Here is an 18,682-nt window from a genome sequence, read left to right as displayed (position 1 = left end):
CCATGTACGTCGTGACCTTGTTCACATGGAGCCCGGGGTGTATACTAGTGCGCAATGCTACGCCACAATGTACGGGAAAGGAGAACGCTCCGGTGAAAGAGCTCACCTACGATGTCATTATCTTTGGCACGGGTCTCGCAGGGTTGCGGGCCGGTGTGGAGATTGCCCGCAGTCTGGGTAAGGATGCCTCGATTGCGATGGTATCCAAAGTTCAGCTCATGCGGGCCCATTCATGCTGTGCCGAGGGGGGGACGGCTGCCGTCCTGCGTCCTGAAGAAGGGGATTCGTTAGATCTCCATGCCTGGGATACCAATAAAGGTTCGGACTTCCTGGCAGATCAGGATGTTGTGGATGTTTTTTGTTCCCGATGCCCATATGAGATCCGTCTTCTGGACCACTGGGGTCTGCCCTGGTCACGAGCTGAAGATGGAAGGATTGTTCAACGCCCCTTCGGGGGACACAGCTATCCCCGGGCTACGATGGCAGCAGACAAGACAGGGTTCTTTGAAATGCAGACCCTCTATGATGAACTGCTCCGCTATAAGACCTATGACCGCTTCGATGAAGTTTTTGTGACATCGATCCTGATCGAAGAGGGAGAGTTCAGAGGGATCACGGCCTATAACCTGATTACCGGAGAGTTCTACCTGATGCGGGGGAAGGCCCTTCTCATCGCTTCCGGCGGTGTGGGGAATCTGTATGGATTTACGACCTATTCCCAGACGGTGACAGGCGACGGACAGGCCTTTGCCTATCGGGCCGGTCTCAATATTGAGGATCCGGAGTTCATCCAGTTCCATCCCACCGGTCTGGTTCCTTCCGGGATTCTCATGACCGAGGGATGCAGGGGAGAGGGCGGTCATCTTCGAAACAGCGAGGGAAATCGGTTCATGGAAAAGTATGCGGCAAAGTTCATGGAACTGGCTCCCCGCGACATCATTTCAAGATCGATGATTACAGAGATCCTGGAAGGACGGGGATTCAAGGGACCCAACAGTCTCGATTTCGTTCATCTGGATCTGACACATCTTGGTGCGGACCGCATCAACCGGCGCCTTCCTCTTATCCGGGAAGTCTGCATGAAATTTCTCAACCTTGATCCGATCAAGGAGTCCATCCCGGTTCGACCGGTCGCCCACTACTCCATGGGTGGAATCGAGGTCGATATTACGGGAGCGGCAAAGGCGAAGGGCATCTGGGCAGCGGGAGAGGTTGCCTGCGTTTCACTCCACGGTGCCAACCGGCTGGGTACAAACTCCACGGCGGAATGTCTGGTGTGGGGCGGGATCTGCGGGGAGGAAATCGTAAAGTTCCTGTCTACCGCGCCGGCTCTTCCCCCGGCACCGACCGACCGCGCAGAGGCAGAAGAAAAGAGGCTCTTTACCGATATCGTCAATCTTAATGGTTCGGAAAATCCCTATCGCATTCGTGCGGAACTTCGAACCCTGATGGATCTTCACATGGGAGTTTACCGGGACGGTGAGGAGATGTCCGCCGGTCTCGACAAGTTGAGGGAACTCCAGAAGCGATTCAAGAATGTGGGAATCCAGGATAAGGGGAGAGTGTACAACTCCAACCTCATGAATTATCTGGAAACCGAAAACCTGCTCGACCAGGCCGAGATTATGTTCGTGGCAGCCCTGGCGCGGGAAGAGTCCCGTGGGGGCCATGCCCGTAGAGATTTTACAAAGAGGAATGACGATAAATTTCTGAAACACACTCTCGTCCGGAAAGGCCCCGACGGTCCGGTCGTTGACTACAAACCGGTTACCCTCACCAAGTGGAAACCGGTTGAGCGGAAATACTGAGAGAGGAGATCACCATGGCTCAACGCGTCTATGACAATCGCCTCGGAATCAAGGGCTGGGCTGTGGGTGCCCGGTGGGGGATTGAGCGATATCTCTATACCTTACACCGGATCACCGGAATCGGCATCGTGCTCTATTTCCTGGCCCACATCATCGTCACGACCATGAGGGTATATGGAAAGGCGTCATGGGAGGGAGCAATGGCGTCGGTTTCCAACCCCGTGTTTCATATCGGTGAGTGGCTCGTCTTTCTTGCTTTCTGCTTCCACGCCATGAACGGGATTCGACTTGTTTTAATCGAACTCGGATTCATGGTTGGGAAACCCATTGAACCGATCTACCCCTATCCGACCTGTATCGGAAAACAGAGACCGGTGACGATCATCCTCATGATCCTGGCCATCGTGTGGATCGTCGCGGGTTCCTACGACTTTTTCCTGGTGAAGTGAGGAGGCTGTCATGAGAGAAACCAAGCTCTGGACATGGCATATCCTGGCAGGCATCGTGATTCTGGTTTTCCTTGGACTTCACATGATCATCATGCATATGGATGCCGTGCTTCGAATTTTCAATCCTTCCGAAGGCGCCGCCATTGATTGGGGGAATGTGGTGTACCGGGCCAGGATGGTCTTTTTTATGATCACCTATATCGTTCTGCTTGGTGCGGCGCTTTTCCATGGTCTCTACGGTGTCCGCACCATCATCCATGAACTCACCATCGGAGAAGGGCTGAAGAAGTTTGCTTCCCGGGTGCTCCTGCTCCTGGGATTCGCACTCTTCGTGATCGGAACCTATGCCGCCATCGCCGCCCGCTCCATGGCGGCCGGGGCAATGTGAGGAGGATGGTATGACGGAACGAAATATTACCTTCCGGGTGCGCAGGTACAATCCTGAAAAGGATGAGCGTCCCTATTACCAGGAATTCACCGTTCCCATTCACAAGGGGATGACGGTACTGGACGGGCTTCACTATATCAAGCGGGAAATCGACAATTCTCTTGCCTGGCGTTACTCCTGCCGGATGGGTGTGTGCGGGTCGTGCGCGATGCTGGTGAACGGGAAGGCGATGCTGGCCTGCAACACGCAGATTACCGATATCTCTGAAACGATGATTGTCGTGGCTCCTCTGCCCAACTTTTCCATCATCCGCGATCTGGTTCCTGACCTTGCAGGGATGTTTTCCAAGCATCAGTCCGTACAGCCGTTCATCCAGCGCACCGATGAAGGGGAAATGGTGAAGCCGACGGGAGAGTACGAACAGTCACCGGAAGAGCTGGAATCCTATCTGCAGTTCTCCTACTGCATCCGCTGCGGTGCCTGCATGTCGGCCTGCCCCACGCTTGCCACCGATCAGGATTACCTCGGACCGATGCCTCTTACGCAGGCTTTCCGGTACAACAGTGACTCACGGGACGACGGGAAAAAACCTCGAAACGGCGCTGTGGATACGCCTCATGGTGCCTATCGATGCCACTTTGGAAGTGAATGTTCCCGCGTGTGCCCCAAAGGAGTCGATCCCGCCAAGGCCATCCAGTTGATGAAGCGACAGCTGGTCTTTGACTTCCTGGGGCTTCTCAAAAAACCTGCCGCCTGCACAAAGGTGATTACGGAACCCAGGACCACCGGACGCCGAGAGGGGATACCCGAAGCTCCTCCCTTCACAATTGAGCAATCCTGATCCAACACAGAATTTACCTCTGCCCCCTTCGCCGGAAGGGGGCATTTTTTTACCTGATCACTGCATTCCTGGAATAGGCCGGTTTACCATTTTGTTGTGATTCATCCAAATTGATAGGAACCATCATAAGCTCAGGAGGAAAATCCATGAACGAGATGAATACATCGGTACGAGTTGGCCAAAGAGTTCCTGAATTTTCTATGAACACCTATGTTCCGACGGAAGGCGATTTTGGGAAGTTCAGTCTATCCTCCCAGCTGGAGAAAGGCAGATGGACGATCCTGATGTTCTATCCCGCCGATTTTACCTTTGTCTGCGCAACGGAATTTGCCGCTCTCGCCGCCAAACATGAGGAATTTGACCGTCTGGGGGCTGATGTCCTGTCGGTATCGACCGATACCGAATTCACTCACCTCGCATGGCGTACACATGAAAGAATGCTGCAGGATGTTCATTATGCAATGGCTGCAGATCCGACAGGCAATGTCAGCCGTCTCTTTGGTGTTTACGACGAATCGTCGGGTCTGGCCCTCCGGGGGACCTTTATAATTTCTCCTGACGGAATCCTGATTAATGCGGAAATTAATTTCTATAACCTTGGGAGAAATATGGATGAATTGATGAGAAAGTTCAAGGCCAGCCTCCATCTGTCCAGGCATCCGGAGCAGGCCTGCCCGGCACAGTGGAGGGAGGAAGGAGACAAAACCTTGACGCCTTCCCCAAAGCTGGTTGGGAAGGTTTACGAATCCCTTGCCTGATCAGAAAGTACTTATGGTTATTGTTTCTGTCCCAGGAAGGCCTGGAGACGCTCTTCTGCGTCGTTTTCGAATTCGATGAACCTGAATCCCATTCCCCGGGGACGCCCCACGCCATCCACGGCATGACGAGCAACTTCGCATACTCCCCGGATTGGTTCCTTATCCCATGGGAGCATGAACTGGAACTCCACCCGGGTTCCAAGGGGAAGCAGGCTTTCCGAAGAGACGTAAAGACCCGTGGATGATATGTTTTCACTCTTGCAGAAGAAGGGCATGACTCTCTGATTCTGAGTGATGAGGAGGCGGACCATAATCCGGCTTGCCACACGGTTGGCGATCCGGGTAAATGATTCCAGGGCTTCGTGGAGAACCACCGGATCTCCGTCCATCGGAACAATCGCCTTGATCCCGAGCTTTTTCAATTCTTCGGCCTCTTCCAGCTTGCCGGGAAAGGCCACAATGACCACGGCGGCATTCCTTGCCCTGGAGCCGCTGGCACGGATGGCTTCCAGAAAGGTCTCCACCGGCATGGTGTAGAGTGGATAGCTCACAACTACGGCGCGAAATGCCTGGCTGGCGCACCAGTTGAGCGCTTCCTCTGCCCGAAGGGTCCGCTGGACCGCGTAGGATTCGAGGCTGGGTCGAATGCGTTCATAGGCCTGAAGGGGGACACCCACCACCAGAACATCCATATCCATCCCATATATTGTATCAGTTTTCAGCATTTCCAGCCAGATAAAAAAACCGCGGAGATCAGTTGCGTCTCCGCGAAGTGGACATGGACCGAGTCAGCGTATCGGGATCGATTTACTGGAGCTTGAAAGCCAGGGTAACGGTAAAGTCCTTGTCGATCGCTTTCCCGTTTTCGGTTGCGGGTTCCCACTCCCATTGTCGAACCGCATCCCTGGCCGCCTGCGCTGAGGCTTCGTGCTCTGCTTTCAGAACCTCCACCGATCCGGTTTTCCCCTCCCGGGTCACCAGAACCCGCAGGACGACCAGATCGGTCAGCCCCTCTTTTCTCATGGACTCCGGATAGGCAGGGGCCACCTTTTTTAAAATTCTCGGAAGGTTTTCAGAGTCCTGCTTGCTGTTGAGGTCAATCGTTGCTGTGATAAAGATAACGTGACCATCCAATCTTGAAGCCAGAGAAATCGGTTTTCCCAGTCGGGTCACGAACTCGGCTCCTTTGGATTCGCCATGATCAACCGCATAATTCAGGCTCACCGTGGCCATGTCCCCTTCCAGCGTTTTAACCAGAAAAGACATTTTCCAGGTCTGCACCACACCTTCGGAATAGGTGGATCGAATCGTTCCCGTTTCACCAACTTTGGTGACAATACGCGGAGCGGAAAGCAATTCAATCTCCTGTAGATTGAAGGTGCGCTGGATCTCCTCGGCAACCCGGGGGCCATGGGATACCATGGTCGGTGTTTCTCCAAACATGGCGACCACACGGGCTCCTTCCCGGGCATCATAGCTGCCGACGTAGATCTGAAAATCACCGACAACATCCGTCGCGGTCAGTAAGGCACACAGGCTCAGGCTGAGCAAAAAAGTTGAAATGAATTTCATGAGTTCTCCTCCAACGTGGAATGGATGAAAATAACCATGGCTCCGTCATTCTGCGGGATGAGCGTAAAGGCGGCATCTTTCTTTCCGGACCAGACCTTCCGCACTTCAAATTCAACGGGTTCTGCGGGGATGCGGGAATTCAGCAGCATGAAGAGGCATCCGATAAAAACGAGGAGGCCCAGGATACCCGCCGCTGTACGGGTGGTCCGGCGGCGGGTTCTGGAACGGTGCACTGCAGCTTCAAAGACATCTGCTGCGTGCCGCCGTGGTGTGAATTCTTCAAAGGGAAGAGTCATGTTTTTGCCTCCCACTCTCTGATTTTGGATCGAACCCGGTGAAGCATGACGCGAATCGTCGTCGGTGCAATGCCCAGAATTTTTGATGTTTCTTCCGCCGAAAAATGCATCATCGTCTCAAAGATGGAGACCGATCGTTCGCCTGGAGACAACATGGACCAGACTTCCTCTACACCCCCGGTCGGATGCTCCTTTTCTTCCGTTTTCAGACGGATCAACCGATTGAGACGGGCTGTAAACCGCCGGCGCCGAAGACGGTTATAGCAGACCGTAGTCAGTGTCTTAAAGAAGTAGGCTTTGAGCGGGCGGGGATCTTCCAGAATTGCGGGACGGTTGTAAATCCGTACGAGGGCATCCTGTACGACATCTTCGGCGTCGTCGGGTCCGACCAGGCCTGCAGCGTACCTGCATGCCGGAAGGTAGTGGTCCAGAAAAAACTGTCGGAGCCGGGTATCGTTCATCACCCTGTATCACACATGAAGCGGCGGATTGTTTACAAAGGATACGCGGGGGCTGCTGAGGCCCCCGCCGGTGTGGTCCTTATCAATGATGAAGGAAATAGCTGAATCAGAAATCCACGGTAACGCTTCCGTTGATAACCTCCACCGAAATCGATCCATCCCCGCTGCCAAGGGTTCCCGTCAACTCTTTTGGACCCGACCCTTTGACCTTGATATCCTTTTTCGCAAAGTCGATCCGTCCGTTTATCGTTTCCAGGCTGTATTCACAGCTGGCGTCTTCCGGAATCCGTAACATGACTGAACCGTTTACGGTTTCAATCTTGCATTCGGGTCGGGGAGATGTCAGGAAGAGATCCATAGATCCATTGACCGAATCGGCAGTAACCGGGCCTCCCAAATCCCTGCCCGTCACCCCTCCGTTGACCGTATCCATGGAGAGTTCTCCCTGCAGACCGGTCACTTCAATGTTTCCGTTAACCGAGTCTATGACTGCATTGATCCTGGCCGGGGCCTTGATGTCGTAATCGACCTTGCCCCCGGTTCTCCAGGGAATGAATCCCAGCAGGTAACGTTTGGAATGGTCGGTTTCGATCCTGAGTGTGTCTCCCTTCGTTTCCACCTTGATCTCGATTGCTTTTCTATCGGATTCTGTACCGGAGATTACGGCATTCACACGGATCAGGTCGCGGTCCCAAACACCGATCACAATGTCTCCATTGACATTGTCCACCTGGATTGTGTTTAACCCTCTTGCTTCGATTTCGCGGTTAAAGGTTTCTGACTGGGCCTGCATTAGAGCCGCTGTGAGAAGGAAGGAAAGGATAATGGTCATTCGCTTCATGTTCACCTCCATGCTTCATAACGGAGTCTGGGGACAAAAGGTTCCACGCCAGGCAGGATACCACAGGAGCCATGATATAGTAGTAGCATGGCCCAAGGACCCTATTTCGGAAAGCTTGGAGAGGTGGGGGTTGCGGAAATTCTTTCGGTACTCTTCCGAAACAAGGCTACTGGCACCCTGGATCTTCAACATGAAAAAGACCAGCGGCGCCTTGTACTTGCGGGGGGGGAAATTCGTTCCGCACGTTCCAACCACATGGAGCAAAGAATTGGATATCTGCTGGTCAAGGATGGATGTATTACACAGGAACAGTTGCAACAGGGGCTGGAATCCAAACCCTCCTCTGTGCCTCTGGGGCAATTCTTCCGGCAGCATGAAGCGATCACCGAAGAAGCCTTAAACGCGGCCCTGTGGCATCTGGTTCAGGCGATTATCGACAACTGTTTTAACTGGATGGAAGGAATTTTCCGTTACAACCCGGGTCAGGCCGCACTCACGAAGGCAACGGAGATTCTTCTTTCAACCACCGATCTGCTTTATTGTACCTTCCGAAAAAATGTATCCGACACGCTGATCCGGAAGCTTCTGGGGGATGGTTCCTCCCAGGCGGCCCCGGCACCCGACTTTCAGGTTCGGATTCGGGTCCTCCACATTCCCCAGCAGGAGGCAGCAGTCCTGTCCGCCCTTGCGAAACCAGGCCCCATCGGTGCCGTCATCACGAGCCTGCCGGGAGACATGGGAGTCAATTACCGGATCGCGGCTGCGGCCGTTGCCTCGGGCCTGATCCATCTTGCGGATCATCCCGTTCCTGACGAAGACGAATTCTTTTCACGGCTTTCCCAGAGTCAGCCCGCTCAGCCCGCGGGAGGGAAGAAAAAACGCACCATCAAATGGATTCGTCCCAAAAAGAGGGAAATCGAATATACCGAGCGGGATATCACAATTATGAGAGATAAAATAATTCAGAAGGCCAAAATTATCGGGACCATGAATTATTATGAAATCATAGAGTGTCCGGTAAGGGCGACTCAGAAAGAGATCCATTTTTCCTACATGAATCTGGGAAGTTTTTATCACCCGGATCTTGCTCAGGATGCGCGGTTTGCAGATCTGATGCCACAGCTTCAATTAATCTTCCAGCATATCGAAAAGGCTTACCTGGTTCTCGTTCATCATGAGAGCCGAATGAAATATGACCGAAATATCCCGGGTGCCTTCCGCTCCGCGACCGAATATATCTGATCCGGAGAATCCCGGATGAAATTATTTCGGTGGAGCTTTGTAGCTCTCTTCACGATTCTTATGGGAAGCCTGAGTTTTATTACGGCATGGTTCCCGCCCAGGGGACGGAGTATGAACCGGTTGGGCAGGATATGGGCTCGGGGCTTTCTCCGGGCCTGGGGTGTAACGATTCAATCCTCCCCCATCCCTCCTTCACCTGACCCGAGAATCATCATGGCCAACCACGCTTCACTCCTTGACATTCCCGTTCTCTTTGCGGTTCTTCCGGACCGGTTTGTTTTTCTCGCGAAGCATAGCCTGTTCCGTGTTCCTTTTCTGGGGTGGGCCATGTCTGCCGCCGGGTTTATCCCGGTAAACCGGGTGGATCGCTCCCGGGCAAAGGAGACTTTCCGGAAGGCAAAGGAGAGACTGGAACAGGGGCTTTCCATTCTGGTCTTTCCGGAGGAAACCCGTGGGCCTGGAACGGAGCTTCTCCCCTTTAAAAAGGGTGCATTCCTCCTTTCCCGACTCACGGGGGCAAGGGTTCTGCCCGTCGCTATTCAGGGAGCGGCCTCCATCATCACGAAGGACAATCATTTCATGGGACCCGGAACTGTGCGCGTCCGTTTTGGATGTGAAGAGACTCTTGAACGGGGAGAGGACATCGAGACGCAGATGGAGCGGTTGCGAAAAATCATGGCTGAACTCCTGTCACCCCGGGCAGACGCAAAGGAAAGCTAAAAAAGTCTGCCCGCCTTGCGGCGGGCATTATGGGATGGAGGGCTAGATTGTACATGTGAAAACACAGACAGTGAGAATTTTATTCCCGGACTCATTCTCGTTCAGGATGTGAAATCAACAGGCAGGAATATATCCTTCTAATGTAAAAAAATGTGCGCGATAGATTTGATTCACGGGCCCATGTGCCGGACAAGAAAAACTTCACCCGCCTTGCGGCGGGCATATGGGATGGAGGGCTAGATTGTACCTGTGAAAACACAGATGGTGAAATATTTATTCCCGGACTCATTCTCGAATGAAAATCTTTGGTGTAAGTGTAATATAATCAGTTCGTTAATGCTTATCATTAGTGTCCCAGCGTTAATCGAATAGACTCAGCTGTTTAGTAAGTACACCCATCTGTTTCTGTAATTCTGGAGGAGAAAACAGATGTTTTCTGGTCATTTTCTCAAAAAGTGGAATACTGAAAATCTGTAGAATTGTGTAGAGACCGGCATCAAGATCGAACCTCTTTTTCACGACAGCAACCAGCACATAGATGGTGATGGGGATCCGGATCCGGGTTTTCACAGCCTTCTCAGATAGACCTGAGAAGGTCTTGATCCAATTGATAAAGATTTCCACCTTCCAGCAAAATCGATATAAATCCGCCAGGGTCTGAGCAGATACAGAGTTGTTGTTACAGAGAAGGCAATCTTCTGATCATTCAGGTCATCGTGGAATCGGATTTTTTTTGAGCTTATACGGGGTAACCTTTGCTGAACGGACACCCGTCAAGGCACAGATCGATGAAGGTTGCATCCAGTGCATTTGCTGTGTGATTCAGCTCAACGCCAAAATCGTCATCGACATAAGGGTCTTTTGCCTGTTGAATGATCAGTCGGGAGAATCCCGTCTTCCTGGATCACATGGCTATCCTTCCTCACTGAATCTGGATCTCCATGATTCCAAAATTTTGGAAGTTGTATCGAAAAATTTTCTGACGAGGAAATTAGCAAGCTATATATGAGAATATTTTGTTATGTGACCACAACGTTGGGACAGCACTGAATGCTTATTAAAGATCCTCTGATTCTTTCCGTGTTTCGATGGCTCTCTTCTTGATGATGAAGTAAAGGCTGGGAACCATGATTAAGGTCAGGGCTGTGGCAAAGAGTAAACCAAAGATAACGGCCATGCCCATCGGTCCCCACCACTGGCTGCCCTCTCCACCGATGTCGGGAGTGAAGGTGTGAAAATCAAAGGACAATCCGGTGGACAGAGGGATCAATCCCAGGATTGTCGTAATTGCGGTCAAAAGGACCGGTCTGAGACGCCTTGTGGAAGCCGTGAGAACGGCTTCGCGGAGAGATAACCCTCGCAAAAGGAGCTGTTCCGCGTAGTCCAATAAAACGATGGCGTTATTCACAACAACCCCTGCGAGGGAGATGATCCCGATTCCCGTCATGAGGATGCCAAAGGGGTGCCCGGTGAGAATCAGCCCCCAGAGAACCCCTGCCATAGACATGATGACGGACGTCAAAATGATGAGAGGAAGGGCTGCGGAGTTGAACTCGGTGATGAGGATCAGGGAGATGAGGATCAGCGCGTACAGTAACGCCTTGGAAATGAAGACCTGAGTCTTTTCCTGCTCTTCATTTTCGCCTGTGTAGGAGATGACATATCCTGCCGGGAGAGAGAGCCCGGATGCAATGGCCGTCTGTGCATCCTTCAATCCGGCGTAATGAGATCGTCCGGCCACATCCGCAGAGATTGTCACAACGCGTTTTGTATTCTTATGACGGATTCCAACGAGGCCTGTGGTCCGTTCCAGGACCGCGACATTGGAAAGCGGAATTTCCTTGCCCTCATGGTGAATGATCAATCCGTCCAGATATTGAACGCCCTTTCGGAACGATTCATCCCACATCACCGTAATGTCGTACTCATCGGTACCGACTCTGAATTCTCCTGCGTCCGTACCATGGATGGCGGTTCGGATTGTTGAGGCGATATCGCGTGTTTTCAGATCCAGCATGGCAGCTTTATCTCGCAGGACTCGGACCCGGATTTCAGGACGCCCGGAATCGTAGTCATCCCGGATGTCCTCCACACCCTTGACTGTGGACAGAATATCCCGGATTTCCTGTGCGAAGGAACCGAGAAGTTCGTAATCTTCGCCGCTTATCTCTACATTGATGGGAGGGCCTGTAGGAGGCCCGTGCTGCTCGGACTCGACTTTGAATTCCGCTCCCGGGATCTCCTTCAGCCTCTCGCGCATCAGCTCCAGTGTTCGGAATGAATTCTGTTTCCGGTCCTTTCGATCCAGGAGATCCACGGTGACTCTTCCCTGATCCGTGGCCTGGCTTGACGTGGTGAAAAAGTCGCTCTGGGCTCCGGCACCGGATGCCGCCGTCAGGGATTCAAGGTCCGGGAGTTCCCGGGCAGCCGATTCAACCTGGCGAACGACGGAATCTGTGGCTTCCAGGCTGGTTCCAGGAGGGGAATTGACATCAACCAGGAAAAAATTCGGCTCCACGTCCGGGAAAAATTCGGTTCCATGGCTCAGAAAGGGATAGAGGACCAGGGTCAGAAGGAGAAAGGCCACAAAACCCATCACGGTGACGCGGGGATGGTCCAGTACCCACGAAAGATTTTGCGTATAAAAATCTGTGAAAGCTGAAGATTGTTCTTTTCGCTGTGCCGTGATCTTCATGGTTGTTGAGCAGATTGTCGGGTTGATCACCAGGGCCACGAAGAGGGAACTGCTCAGCGTGATGATAACGGTAAAGGGCAGGTACTTCATGAATTCGCCCATAATTCCGGGCCAGAAAACCATAGGGAAAAATGCGGCCAGAGTCGTCAGGGTCGATACAAAGACAGCAATCCCCACTTCGTGAGTTCCCTTCCGTGCGGCCTCGATGAGGGAGAGCCCCTCCTCCCTGTGTCGGTATATGTTCTCGACGATGACGATAGCATTGTCGACAAGCATGCCGAGGGCTAAAATCAGCGAAAAGAGCACGACGAAATTCAGGGTCATGCCGAAAAATTCGATAATCATAAAAGAAAGCAACATGGACATGGGAATGGCAAGCCCCACAAGAAGCGCGTTCCTGAATCCCATGACGACAAAGAGAACCAGCACGACCAGGATCAATCCGGAGATGATGTTGTTCTCAAGGTCTCGGACCATATTGTGAACCATCTCCGATTCATCGGAGGTGATCGTGATGTCCAGACCTTCAGGAAGGGCTGACTGTTGATCCGAGAGGAGGGTTTTCACCCGATCGGCTATCTCGATGATGTTTTCACCTGTCCGCTTCCTCACCATGAGGGAGATACTCTCCTCTCCATTAAATCGGCTGTAGGAAGATCGTTTCTCGAAACTGTATTCCACCCGTGCCACATCTCCGATTCGAACCACACGGGATCCGTGAGCCTTAATTACCAGGTCACGGAATCGATCAGAAAGCTTCAGTTCTCCCGGAACCCGGATAAGAAAGTTCGTATCCCCGACATCCAGGTCCCCGCCCGGGATATTGAGGTGTTCGTCTGAGATCGTATCGACAATATCCTGCAGAGAGATGCGGTAATTGGACAGACGGGCCGGATCAACAAAGATGTTGATTTGACGCGTCAACCCTCCTGCCAGGTCGACACGGAGCACGCCGGGAACCGTTTCAATGAGATCGGACAGGTCTTCCCCGATATCTTTTAACTGATCAATGGAAATGGGGGCCGTCATGTTGACGACCATGATAGGAAAGGTGGAGAAGTTGATTTCAAGGACAATGGGATCATCCACGTCCTGGGGAAGTTCCGGCTTTGCCCTGTTTACGCCATCTCTGACTTTCTGCAGAGCGGTGTCGAGATCGATGTTGGGCTCAAATTCCACGCTGATGGACGAAAACCCTTCCTGGGAAGCGGATCGGATCTCCTTCACTTTATCGATTCCCTGCAATTCCGTCTCGATCTTATTCGTGATCAGAGATTCGATATCCTCCGGTGAGACACCGGAATAGAACGTCTGCACCAGGACAAAGGGAATCTGGATATCAGGAGAAGCTTCACGGGGAAGGGAAACATAGGAGATCCACCCCAGAAGCATAATGGAGAGGGTCAGGACAAAGGTTGTTGTGCGATTCTTGATCGCCAGATCGGTGATCTTCATGGAGCCGGCGAGACCTGAACGCTTTCTCCCTCTTCGAGAAGCCGTTGTCCCACAACGACGATGGGATCGGAACCGCTTATACCTTCCAGGACCGGAATGGAGTTGTCCCGGGGTGTACCCACGCGTACCTGTCGAAATACCGCCCGGCCATTTTCTACAAGCCAGATGCCCTCCACTCCCTTTCGGGTCACGACGGCATCGGCAGGAACGACGGGGACCTGCTCGAGGTGGCGCCTGACAAAGGTGACGTCGGCTACCATTCCTGCGGCAAAACGATTTCCCGGATTTGTGCAGAGAATCTCCACGGGAAGGGTTCGGGTATCCGGATCCAATACTTCAGAGACGAAATGGACGGTTCCTTCTACGGGGTGATCTGGAAACGTGAAAATCTTGATCCGGGCTTTGTCCCCTCTTGATATGAAGGGAACATCGGTCTCGGACAAATTGGCATAGACTTTAAGACGATCGATATTTACGATGCGAAGGAGCGGCTGGCCCGGGACGACCAGCTCTCCCCGTTCCGCATGTTTCTCTACGACCATTCCGGAAATGGGGGAGAGAATTCGGGTTCGTTCCAGTTGGGTCTTCACCTGTTCAAGCCTGGCCTCCGCCATGTCGTAATTGGTCTTTGCGGCTATGTATTGCTGCTGAGGGGCAGCCTTTTTTTCATAAAGCTGCTCAGTCTTTGTCAGGTTGGCAAGCTTCTGGATCCGGTTGGCTTCCCCTTCGTCAACCTGCTGCTGGAGGAGTTTGTCGTCGAGTCGGATAAGAAGGTCCCCTTCTTTTACCCGGGTGCCAAGGTCTACCTCGAGGCGGGTGACGACCTCGGATAGTTGAGCTGAAACCGTCACATCGAGGTAAGGCCGGATATCCCCCGCTACAGTAAAGGTTTCATCATAGTCCTGTATGACAGGCATGGCTGTCACGACACGGGTGATCCGCGATTCGGGAACCGCAGCTTCGGAAACCTGTTCCTTGCATGCCGAAAGACTCAGCAGAAAGAGAAGAGAGATGAAAAAGAAGATTCTCTGGATCATATTATTCCTCGTAAAGGGGTACACCCGCTTCGAAGAGGAGCGTAACGCGGGTCATAAACACATTGAATCGAGATTGAAGCACGGAGAGCTGGGCCTGTCGTTCCTGGCGCTGGGCGTCCAGGACTTCCAGCTGGGTTACCGCTCCCAGGCTGAAATTTTCCTCTGCTGTTCGAAGAGCTTCCTGTGCCTGCTGGTGGAAGGTCTGGTTGGCATCAAGCTGTTCTTCCAATGCTTTCAACCGTTTGATGAGGGAGGTCAGTGTTGTGTCAATCCGGATCTTAGAGGCTTCGAGGCGATAGGCCAGCTGATCTCTTCGTGAAGCCTGCTGGAGTTTTCGATATTTTCGATCGAAGCCATCAAAGAGGGAGAGGCTTATCCTCACCTCGAAATTCCATGCTTTGTACAGGGGGTCTCCAAGGTTGGAGAGATCGGACACGCTGTAACCGTACCCGCCCCGCACCGACGCCTGGGGTTTTGCTTCGGATGCGGCCAGGTATTCGCGCAGTTCGGTCTCCTCGATTGCCTGCTTCAGCTCCAGGACATCGGGATGGTGTTCCAGGGCATAAGGAATCAGGTCCTCGATCGCAGGCCGAATCTCCAGATGGGGAAGTTCTTCCAGGACGGGGTTGAATTCGGGGTCTTCCCCGAGAAGTTCCCGGAGCTTCCCCTCATGCAGGGCAATCTGTTCGTCGTCATGATAGAGTTCGGGATAAACGGAAGAGAGGGCAACCCGGGCCTGGAGAAGCTCCAGCTGGGTGGCGTCTCCCACGTCGTACCTCAGCCGAACCTGATCCAGGAAAACCTTCTGCTGTTCCAGGTTTGTCTCATGAACGCGCCGGGACTCCCGGGCCAGGAAAAGATTTGTGTAAGCCTCGGCTATATCCCTGTACACTTCGTTGCTGGCACGCCTTGCACGTGTCAAAGCCACCTCCCGGGCCAGCTGCGCGGCCTGCAAGCCGGTCCGGATGGACCCGCCCGTGTACAGATCCTGGCTCAGGGTTAGGGAGAGATCATAGAGGTAGTTTGCCTCCGGCTGGTATTCAAAAGGAAATTCCTCCAGAATCTTCTCAAAGTCCTTGCTGTTGAGAAAACCCGGGTTCAAGTTTCCGGAGTGAACCGCCTGCGTATCGATTTTTGGAAAAATCTGCGCGCGGGCTTCTTCAATGGCATAATCCATTTCCCGCATATATTCCCGGGTTTCCAGGATCGTGGGGTTCGTATGGGCAGCTTGCTCCCAGGCCTGGTTCAGTGTCAGTGTCGAGGCAAAGAGTAGGGCGAGCAACATGGTCTCTATGATACGTCCTCATCTGGGGATTGTTCCGGTGGAACAGGTTGCTGAAATGCCATCCCTGGACCGGAAAGGCCATCATATCATAGAAACCCTCCGCTCAGTGAAAAAAATAGACGGAAAAATCTGGGATAATAGATTTTATGAGAGAAAGGCAACCATGAACCGCCCCCTCCTTATCGGGATTGCCGGTCCTTCATGTTCAGGAAAGACATCCCTGGCCAGAAATCTATGTTCCGCACTCCTTCCCCGCGGGAGGACGCTCCTCTTTTCCCTGGACGCCTATTACCATGATTTACGACATCTACCATCCGGAGCGATTCAGAGGCACAACTTTGATTCACCGGATTCTCTGGATCATCCGCTTCTGGTTGATCATCTGGCAAAGCTCAAAGAGGGAAAGGCGGTTCGGAGGCCGATCTATCGATATGGAGAACATAAACGGGTGGGACAGGAGACGGTCCACCCGGGAGATTTTGTTGTGGTCGAAGGTCTCTATGCCCTTTACTGGGAAGAGGTCCGTGCGTTGTATTCTCTGAAAATCTATCTTGATCTTTCTGAAGAATCGGCCTTAAAAAGGCGGTTGAACCGGGATCACCGTGAGCGCGGGGCCACGGAAGAATTCACGCGTTTTCAATTCCACCACCATGTGATGCCATGGTACTGGAGCCACATACATCCAACACGAGACTTTGCGGATCTGATCCTTTCGGGGGAAGAACCCATCGGAACATTGATTCCCAGGGTTCTTTCGGCTCTCCCTGCCGTAATCCCCGGGGAAACGCCCGGCGAATAAATTCCGACCGGGGTGCGTAGGCTTGATAGAACATCAAGAAGGAGCATAGCGTGAAAAGGATTCACCGTTCTATAAGCGACCGATTTTTTGCGGGGGTGTGTGGGGGACTGGGAGAGACCTTCGACCTGGATCCTACCCTGATTCGACTTCTCTTTGTCTTTCTGGCGTTTGTCTCCGGTTTCTGCCCCCTTCTTATTACCTACCTGGTGGCCTGGATTATTATCCCAAGAGCTTCAACCCCGGAAAGAGAAGCGGCGGAGTAATTGTGTAATTTCGGGAAGGTTCAAGACAGCCGGTTCAGGGCTGCTTCAATCTTCGAGCGAACCGCCTGAGCAATTTCACTCATTTCCGGGCGTCCTACCACAGCCATTGCGCCTACGGGATCCATGGCCAGGACTTCGATGCCCTGATCGGGCAATTCCCGGACCACGACATTACAGGGCAGCAGAACACCGATGGGAGGTTCTACCATCAAGGCTTTATGCGCAAAGGGAGGATTGCAGGCTCCCAGGATTATATAGTTGGGATAGTCGACATCCAGCTTTTTTTTCAGTGTGGATCGGACATCGATTTCGGTGAGTACCCCGAAGCCTTCCGCTTTCAATTCGAGGCGGATTCGATCGACGATCTCCGAAAAAGTACCGCTGACCCTGCGGCTCATGTAATAGTCCATGATTCCTCCTCCTTCAGACATGATGAAGTCAACCTATTACACCATGAGAAACAAGATTCCGAAAGTCAATACCCGGATACTCGCCATCTCTATGCTTGCATCGATCCTTGCTTGTAGTGTAAACTGATCTCATGATGGCGTCGATCCTATCCTTTTTCTTACTGGCCTCGCTGACTCCAAGACAGGATGTATATCTTCTCAAGCAGATTTTACCGGAGGCAACTACGGTTCTTCTCTTCGCGGAAAAACCGGATACCAATCCCGATGTGGCCCAGTATGTGATTGCGGCGCCCCCTTACAATATCAGCCTTGTTCCGGTTCAGATTCCATCGATCCGCAAGGCCTCGGAGATCATTACAAACAGCCTTGTGCGGTATGATCCCCAGGCCATTATTCTCACTGACGAGAAGATCTTTGCCGATCCCATGCTTCTCCGCCTGGTGATCAGCCAGACGATGCCCAAATCCATTCCGGTTCTGGTGAAGACGGAAAAGCAGGTGGAAATGGGCGCCACCTTTACCTTTTCCTCCCAGGAAGATGGAAAGATCGTTGTGAGCTACAATCCGGTATCCGTGGAAAAGCTCAAAATAACTCTACCGAAAACCGATTCCTTTATCCTGAAACAGGTTGGAGAGTAACGCGGAAACACTCCACTGAAAATTTTTTAAGCACCAACTGGACCTGCGGTCTGAAGGTTGCCGTCTATTATTTATATGGAATGACTGTCTGCCAGGAGGACCGATAGGCCGCTTGACCCGTTAAACTCACGGAACCCAATTACCCCTAAAGTCTGAAATCACGCCTCGCTTTTTCGGCCGTTCACCCAGGAGGATACGATCGATTCAATGGAGGGATCAAACCCGGTGATCCGCTTATAGATGGAACCGTCAGGATTGATCAAAAGAGTCGTGGGAATGGAACTGACCGAAAACCTGTTGCTGACCTGTCCCTCTTCGTCGAGGAGCACAGTGTAGGGGATGTCCTGATCCTTTACGAATCTCTCGACTTTTGAGGAAGGCTCCCGAATATCCACGGCAAGAATATCAACAAGCTCGTCTCCATGCATCTTTTTTAAATGAGGAATTTCCATGCGGCAGGGAGGGCACCAGGTTGCGAAGAAAACGACCAGGACCGGTTTGCCGTCGTAATCGGAAAGCCGGACAGTCTTTCCTTCCAGACTTTCAAGCGCAAAGTCGTTGGGTGATGTTGAAGGCGATGAACCGGACCCGGGCTGAACGGTCCCGGAAGTCGTCGATTCTCCAGTCGAGCGGTTCAGAAAATAGAACGATGCAATCGCAAAGGTGATAATTACGAGTAAAAGTAATAGCTTCTTCATTGGCGTATCCTACCACAAGTCAACCC

Annotated in this window: 20 protein-coding genes; 10 read left to right on the top strand and 10 right to left on the bottom strand. The window is 52.5% G+C overall.

Annotation, left to right across the window (positions count from 1 at the left end):
• Positions 1-92 precede the first annotated feature (92 nt).
• From PLD04_03025 to PLD04_03005, 5 genes are all read left to right on the top strand, one after another.
• Positions 93-1,808 carry a succinate dehydrogenase/fumarate reductase flavoprotein subunit gene (locus tag PLD04_03025; protein HXK67293.1) on the top strand — a complete coding sequence of 572 codons (1,716 nt, stop codon included), beginning with the start codon at positions 93-95 and terminating at the stop codon, positions 1,806-1,808.
• A gap of 14 nt (positions 1,809-1,822) precedes the next feature.
• Positions 1,823-2,257 (top strand): succinate dehydrogenase, cytochrome b556 subunit, encoded by a 435-nt coding sequence (sdhC, locus tag PLD04_03020; GenBank protein ID HXK67292.1) that lies wholly within the window; start codon positions 1,823-1,825, stop codon positions 2,255-2,257.
• A gap of 10 nt (positions 2,258-2,267) precedes the next feature.
• Complete coding sequence (locus tag PLD04_03015; GenBank protein ID HXK67291.1) at positions 2,268-2,645, top strand: hypothetical protein; 378 nt, start codon at positions 2,268-2,270, stop codon at positions 2,643-2,645.
• 10 nt (positions 2,646-2,655) lie between these two features.
• Complete coding sequence (locus PLD04_03010; protein HXK67290.1) at positions 2,656-3,486, top strand: succinate dehydrogenase iron-sulfur subunit; 831 nt, start codon at positions 2,656-2,658, stop codon at positions 3,484-3,486.
• A 155-nt stretch (positions 3,487-3,641) separates the two neighbouring features.
• Positions 3,642-4,244 (top strand): peroxiredoxin, encoded by a 603-nt coding sequence (locus tag PLD04_03005; GenBank protein ID HXK67289.1) that lies wholly within the window; start codon positions 3,642-3,644, stop codon positions 4,242-4,244.
• A 17-nt stretch (positions 4,245-4,261) separates the two neighbouring features.
• Here the strand turns inward: PLD04_03005 and PLD04_03000 are convergent, their stop codons facing one another.
• The 5 genes from PLD04_03000 to PLD04_02980 form a co-directional block, all read right to left on the bottom strand.
• On the bottom strand, positions 4,262-4,942 hold the full coding sequence (locus tag PLD04_03000; protein HXK67288.1) for a PilZ domain-containing protein: 681 nt from the start codon (positions 4,940-4,942) through the stop codon (positions 4,262-4,264).
• Positions 4,943-5,051: 109 nt separating this feature from the next.
• On the bottom strand, positions 5,052-5,816 hold the full coding sequence (locus tag PLD04_02995) for an energy transducer TonB (protein ID HXK67287.1): 765 nt from the start codon (positions 5,814-5,816) through the stop codon (positions 5,052-5,054).
• On the bottom strand, positions 5,813-6,112 hold the full coding sequence (locus PLD04_02990) for a hypothetical protein (GenBank protein ID HXK67286.1): 300 nt from the start codon (positions 6,110-6,112) through the stop codon (positions 5,813-5,815). The genes PLD04_02995 and PLD04_02990 overlap by 4 nt, the downstream gene beginning before the upstream one ends.
• A complete protein-coding gene (locus PLD04_02985; GenBank protein ID HXK67285.1) occupies positions 6,109-6,573 on the bottom strand; it encodes an RNA polymerase sigma factor in 465 nt (154 codons plus the stop codon). Before PLD04_02985 ends, PLD04_02990 begins: the two co-directional genes overlap by 4 nt.
• Positions 6,574-6,679: 106 nt before the next feature.
• The gene (locus PLD04_02980; GenBank protein HXK67284.1) at positions 6,680-7,414 is read right to left on the bottom strand and encodes a DUF4097 family beta strand repeat-containing protein; all 735 of its coding nucleotides are present in this window, start codon (positions 7,412-7,414) and stop codon (positions 6,680-6,682) included.
• Between the two features lie 87 nt (positions 7,415-7,501).
• Here PLD04_02980 and PLD04_02975 point away from each other — a divergent pair, with 87 nt between their 5' ends.
• Both PLD04_02975 and PLD04_02970 read left to right on the top strand, forming a co-directional pair.
• Positions 7,502-8,656 (top strand): DnaJ domain-containing protein, encoded by a 1,155-nt coding sequence (locus PLD04_02975; protein HXK67283.1) that lies wholly within the window; start codon positions 7,502-7,504, stop codon positions 8,654-8,656.
• 15 nt (positions 8,657-8,671) lie between these two features.
• Complete coding sequence (locus PLD04_02970; protein ID HXK67282.1) at positions 8,672-9,376, top strand: lysophospholipid acyltransferase family protein; 705 nt, start codon at positions 8,672-8,674, stop codon at positions 9,374-9,376.
• 1,057 nt (positions 9,377-10,433) lie between these two features.
• Here PLD04_02970 and PLD04_02965 read toward each other — a convergent pair.
• The 3 genes from PLD04_02965 to PLD04_02955 are packed head-to-tail and all read right to left on the bottom strand — an operon-like array spanning position 10,434 to position 15,848.
• The gene (locus PLD04_02965; GenBank protein HXK67281.1) at positions 10,434-13,526 is read right to left on the bottom strand and encodes an efflux RND transporter permease subunit; all 3,093 of its coding nucleotides are present in this window, start codon (positions 13,524-13,526) and stop codon (positions 10,434-10,436) included.
• The gene (locus tag PLD04_02960; protein HXK67280.1) at positions 13,523-14,563 is read right to left on the bottom strand and encodes an efflux RND transporter periplasmic adaptor subunit; all 1,041 of its coding nucleotides are present in this window, start codon (positions 14,561-14,563) and stop codon (positions 13,523-13,525) included. The genes PLD04_02965 and PLD04_02960 overlap by 4 nt, the downstream gene beginning before the upstream one ends.
• Position 14,564: 1 nt before the next feature.
• Complete coding sequence (locus tag PLD04_02955; protein ID HXK67279.1) at positions 14,565-15,848, bottom strand: TolC family protein; 1,284 nt, start codon at positions 15,846-15,848, stop codon at positions 14,565-14,567.
• A gap of 163 nt (positions 15,849-16,011) precedes the next feature.
• On the opposite strand from PLD04_02955, the gene PLD04_02950 reads away from it, so the two are divergent.
• Positions 16,012-16,647 (top strand): uridine kinase, encoded by a 636-nt coding sequence (locus tag PLD04_02950; GenBank protein ID HXK67278.1) that lies wholly within the window; start codon positions 16,012-16,014, stop codon positions 16,645-16,647.
• A gap of 50 nt (positions 16,648-16,697) precedes the next feature.
• Positions 16,698-16,910: a PspC domain-containing protein gene (locus PLD04_02945; GenBank protein HXK67277.1), complete on the top strand. Its 213-nt coding sequence runs from the start codon at positions 16,698-16,700 to the stop codon at positions 16,908-16,910.
• A 20-nt stretch (positions 16,911-16,930) separates the two neighbouring features.
• Here PLD04_02945 and PLD04_02940 read toward each other — a convergent pair whose 3' ends face one another.
• Positions 16,931-17,320, bottom strand: a complete 390-nt coding sequence (locus tag PLD04_02940) for a DUF302 domain-containing protein (GenBank protein HXK67276.1) — start codon at positions 17,318-17,320, stop codon at positions 16,931-16,933.
• A gap of 131 nt (positions 17,321-17,451) precedes the next feature.
• Between PLD04_02940 and PLD04_02935 the strand changes: the two genes are divergently transcribed.
• Positions 17,452-17,958, top strand: a complete 507-nt coding sequence (locus tag PLD04_02935) for a hypothetical protein (GenBank protein ID HXK67275.1) — start codon at positions 17,452-17,454, stop codon at positions 17,956-17,958.
• A 158-nt stretch (positions 17,959-18,116) separates the two neighbouring features.
• Here the strand turns inward: PLD04_02935 and PLD04_02930 are convergent, their stop codons facing one another.
• A complete protein-coding gene (locus PLD04_02930) occupies positions 18,117-18,656 on the bottom strand; it encodes a TlpA disulfide reductase family protein (protein ID HXK67274.1) in 540 nt (179 codons plus the stop codon).
• Positions 18,657-18,682: the final 26 nt, after the last annotated feature.

Source organism: Thermoanaerobaculia bacterium, from assembly GCA_035593605.1.
GTDB lineage: Bacteria > Acidobacteriota > Thermoanaerobaculia > UBA2201 > DAOSWS01 > DAOSWS01.
This window is presented reverse-complemented; position numbering and strand designations above follow the sequence as displayed.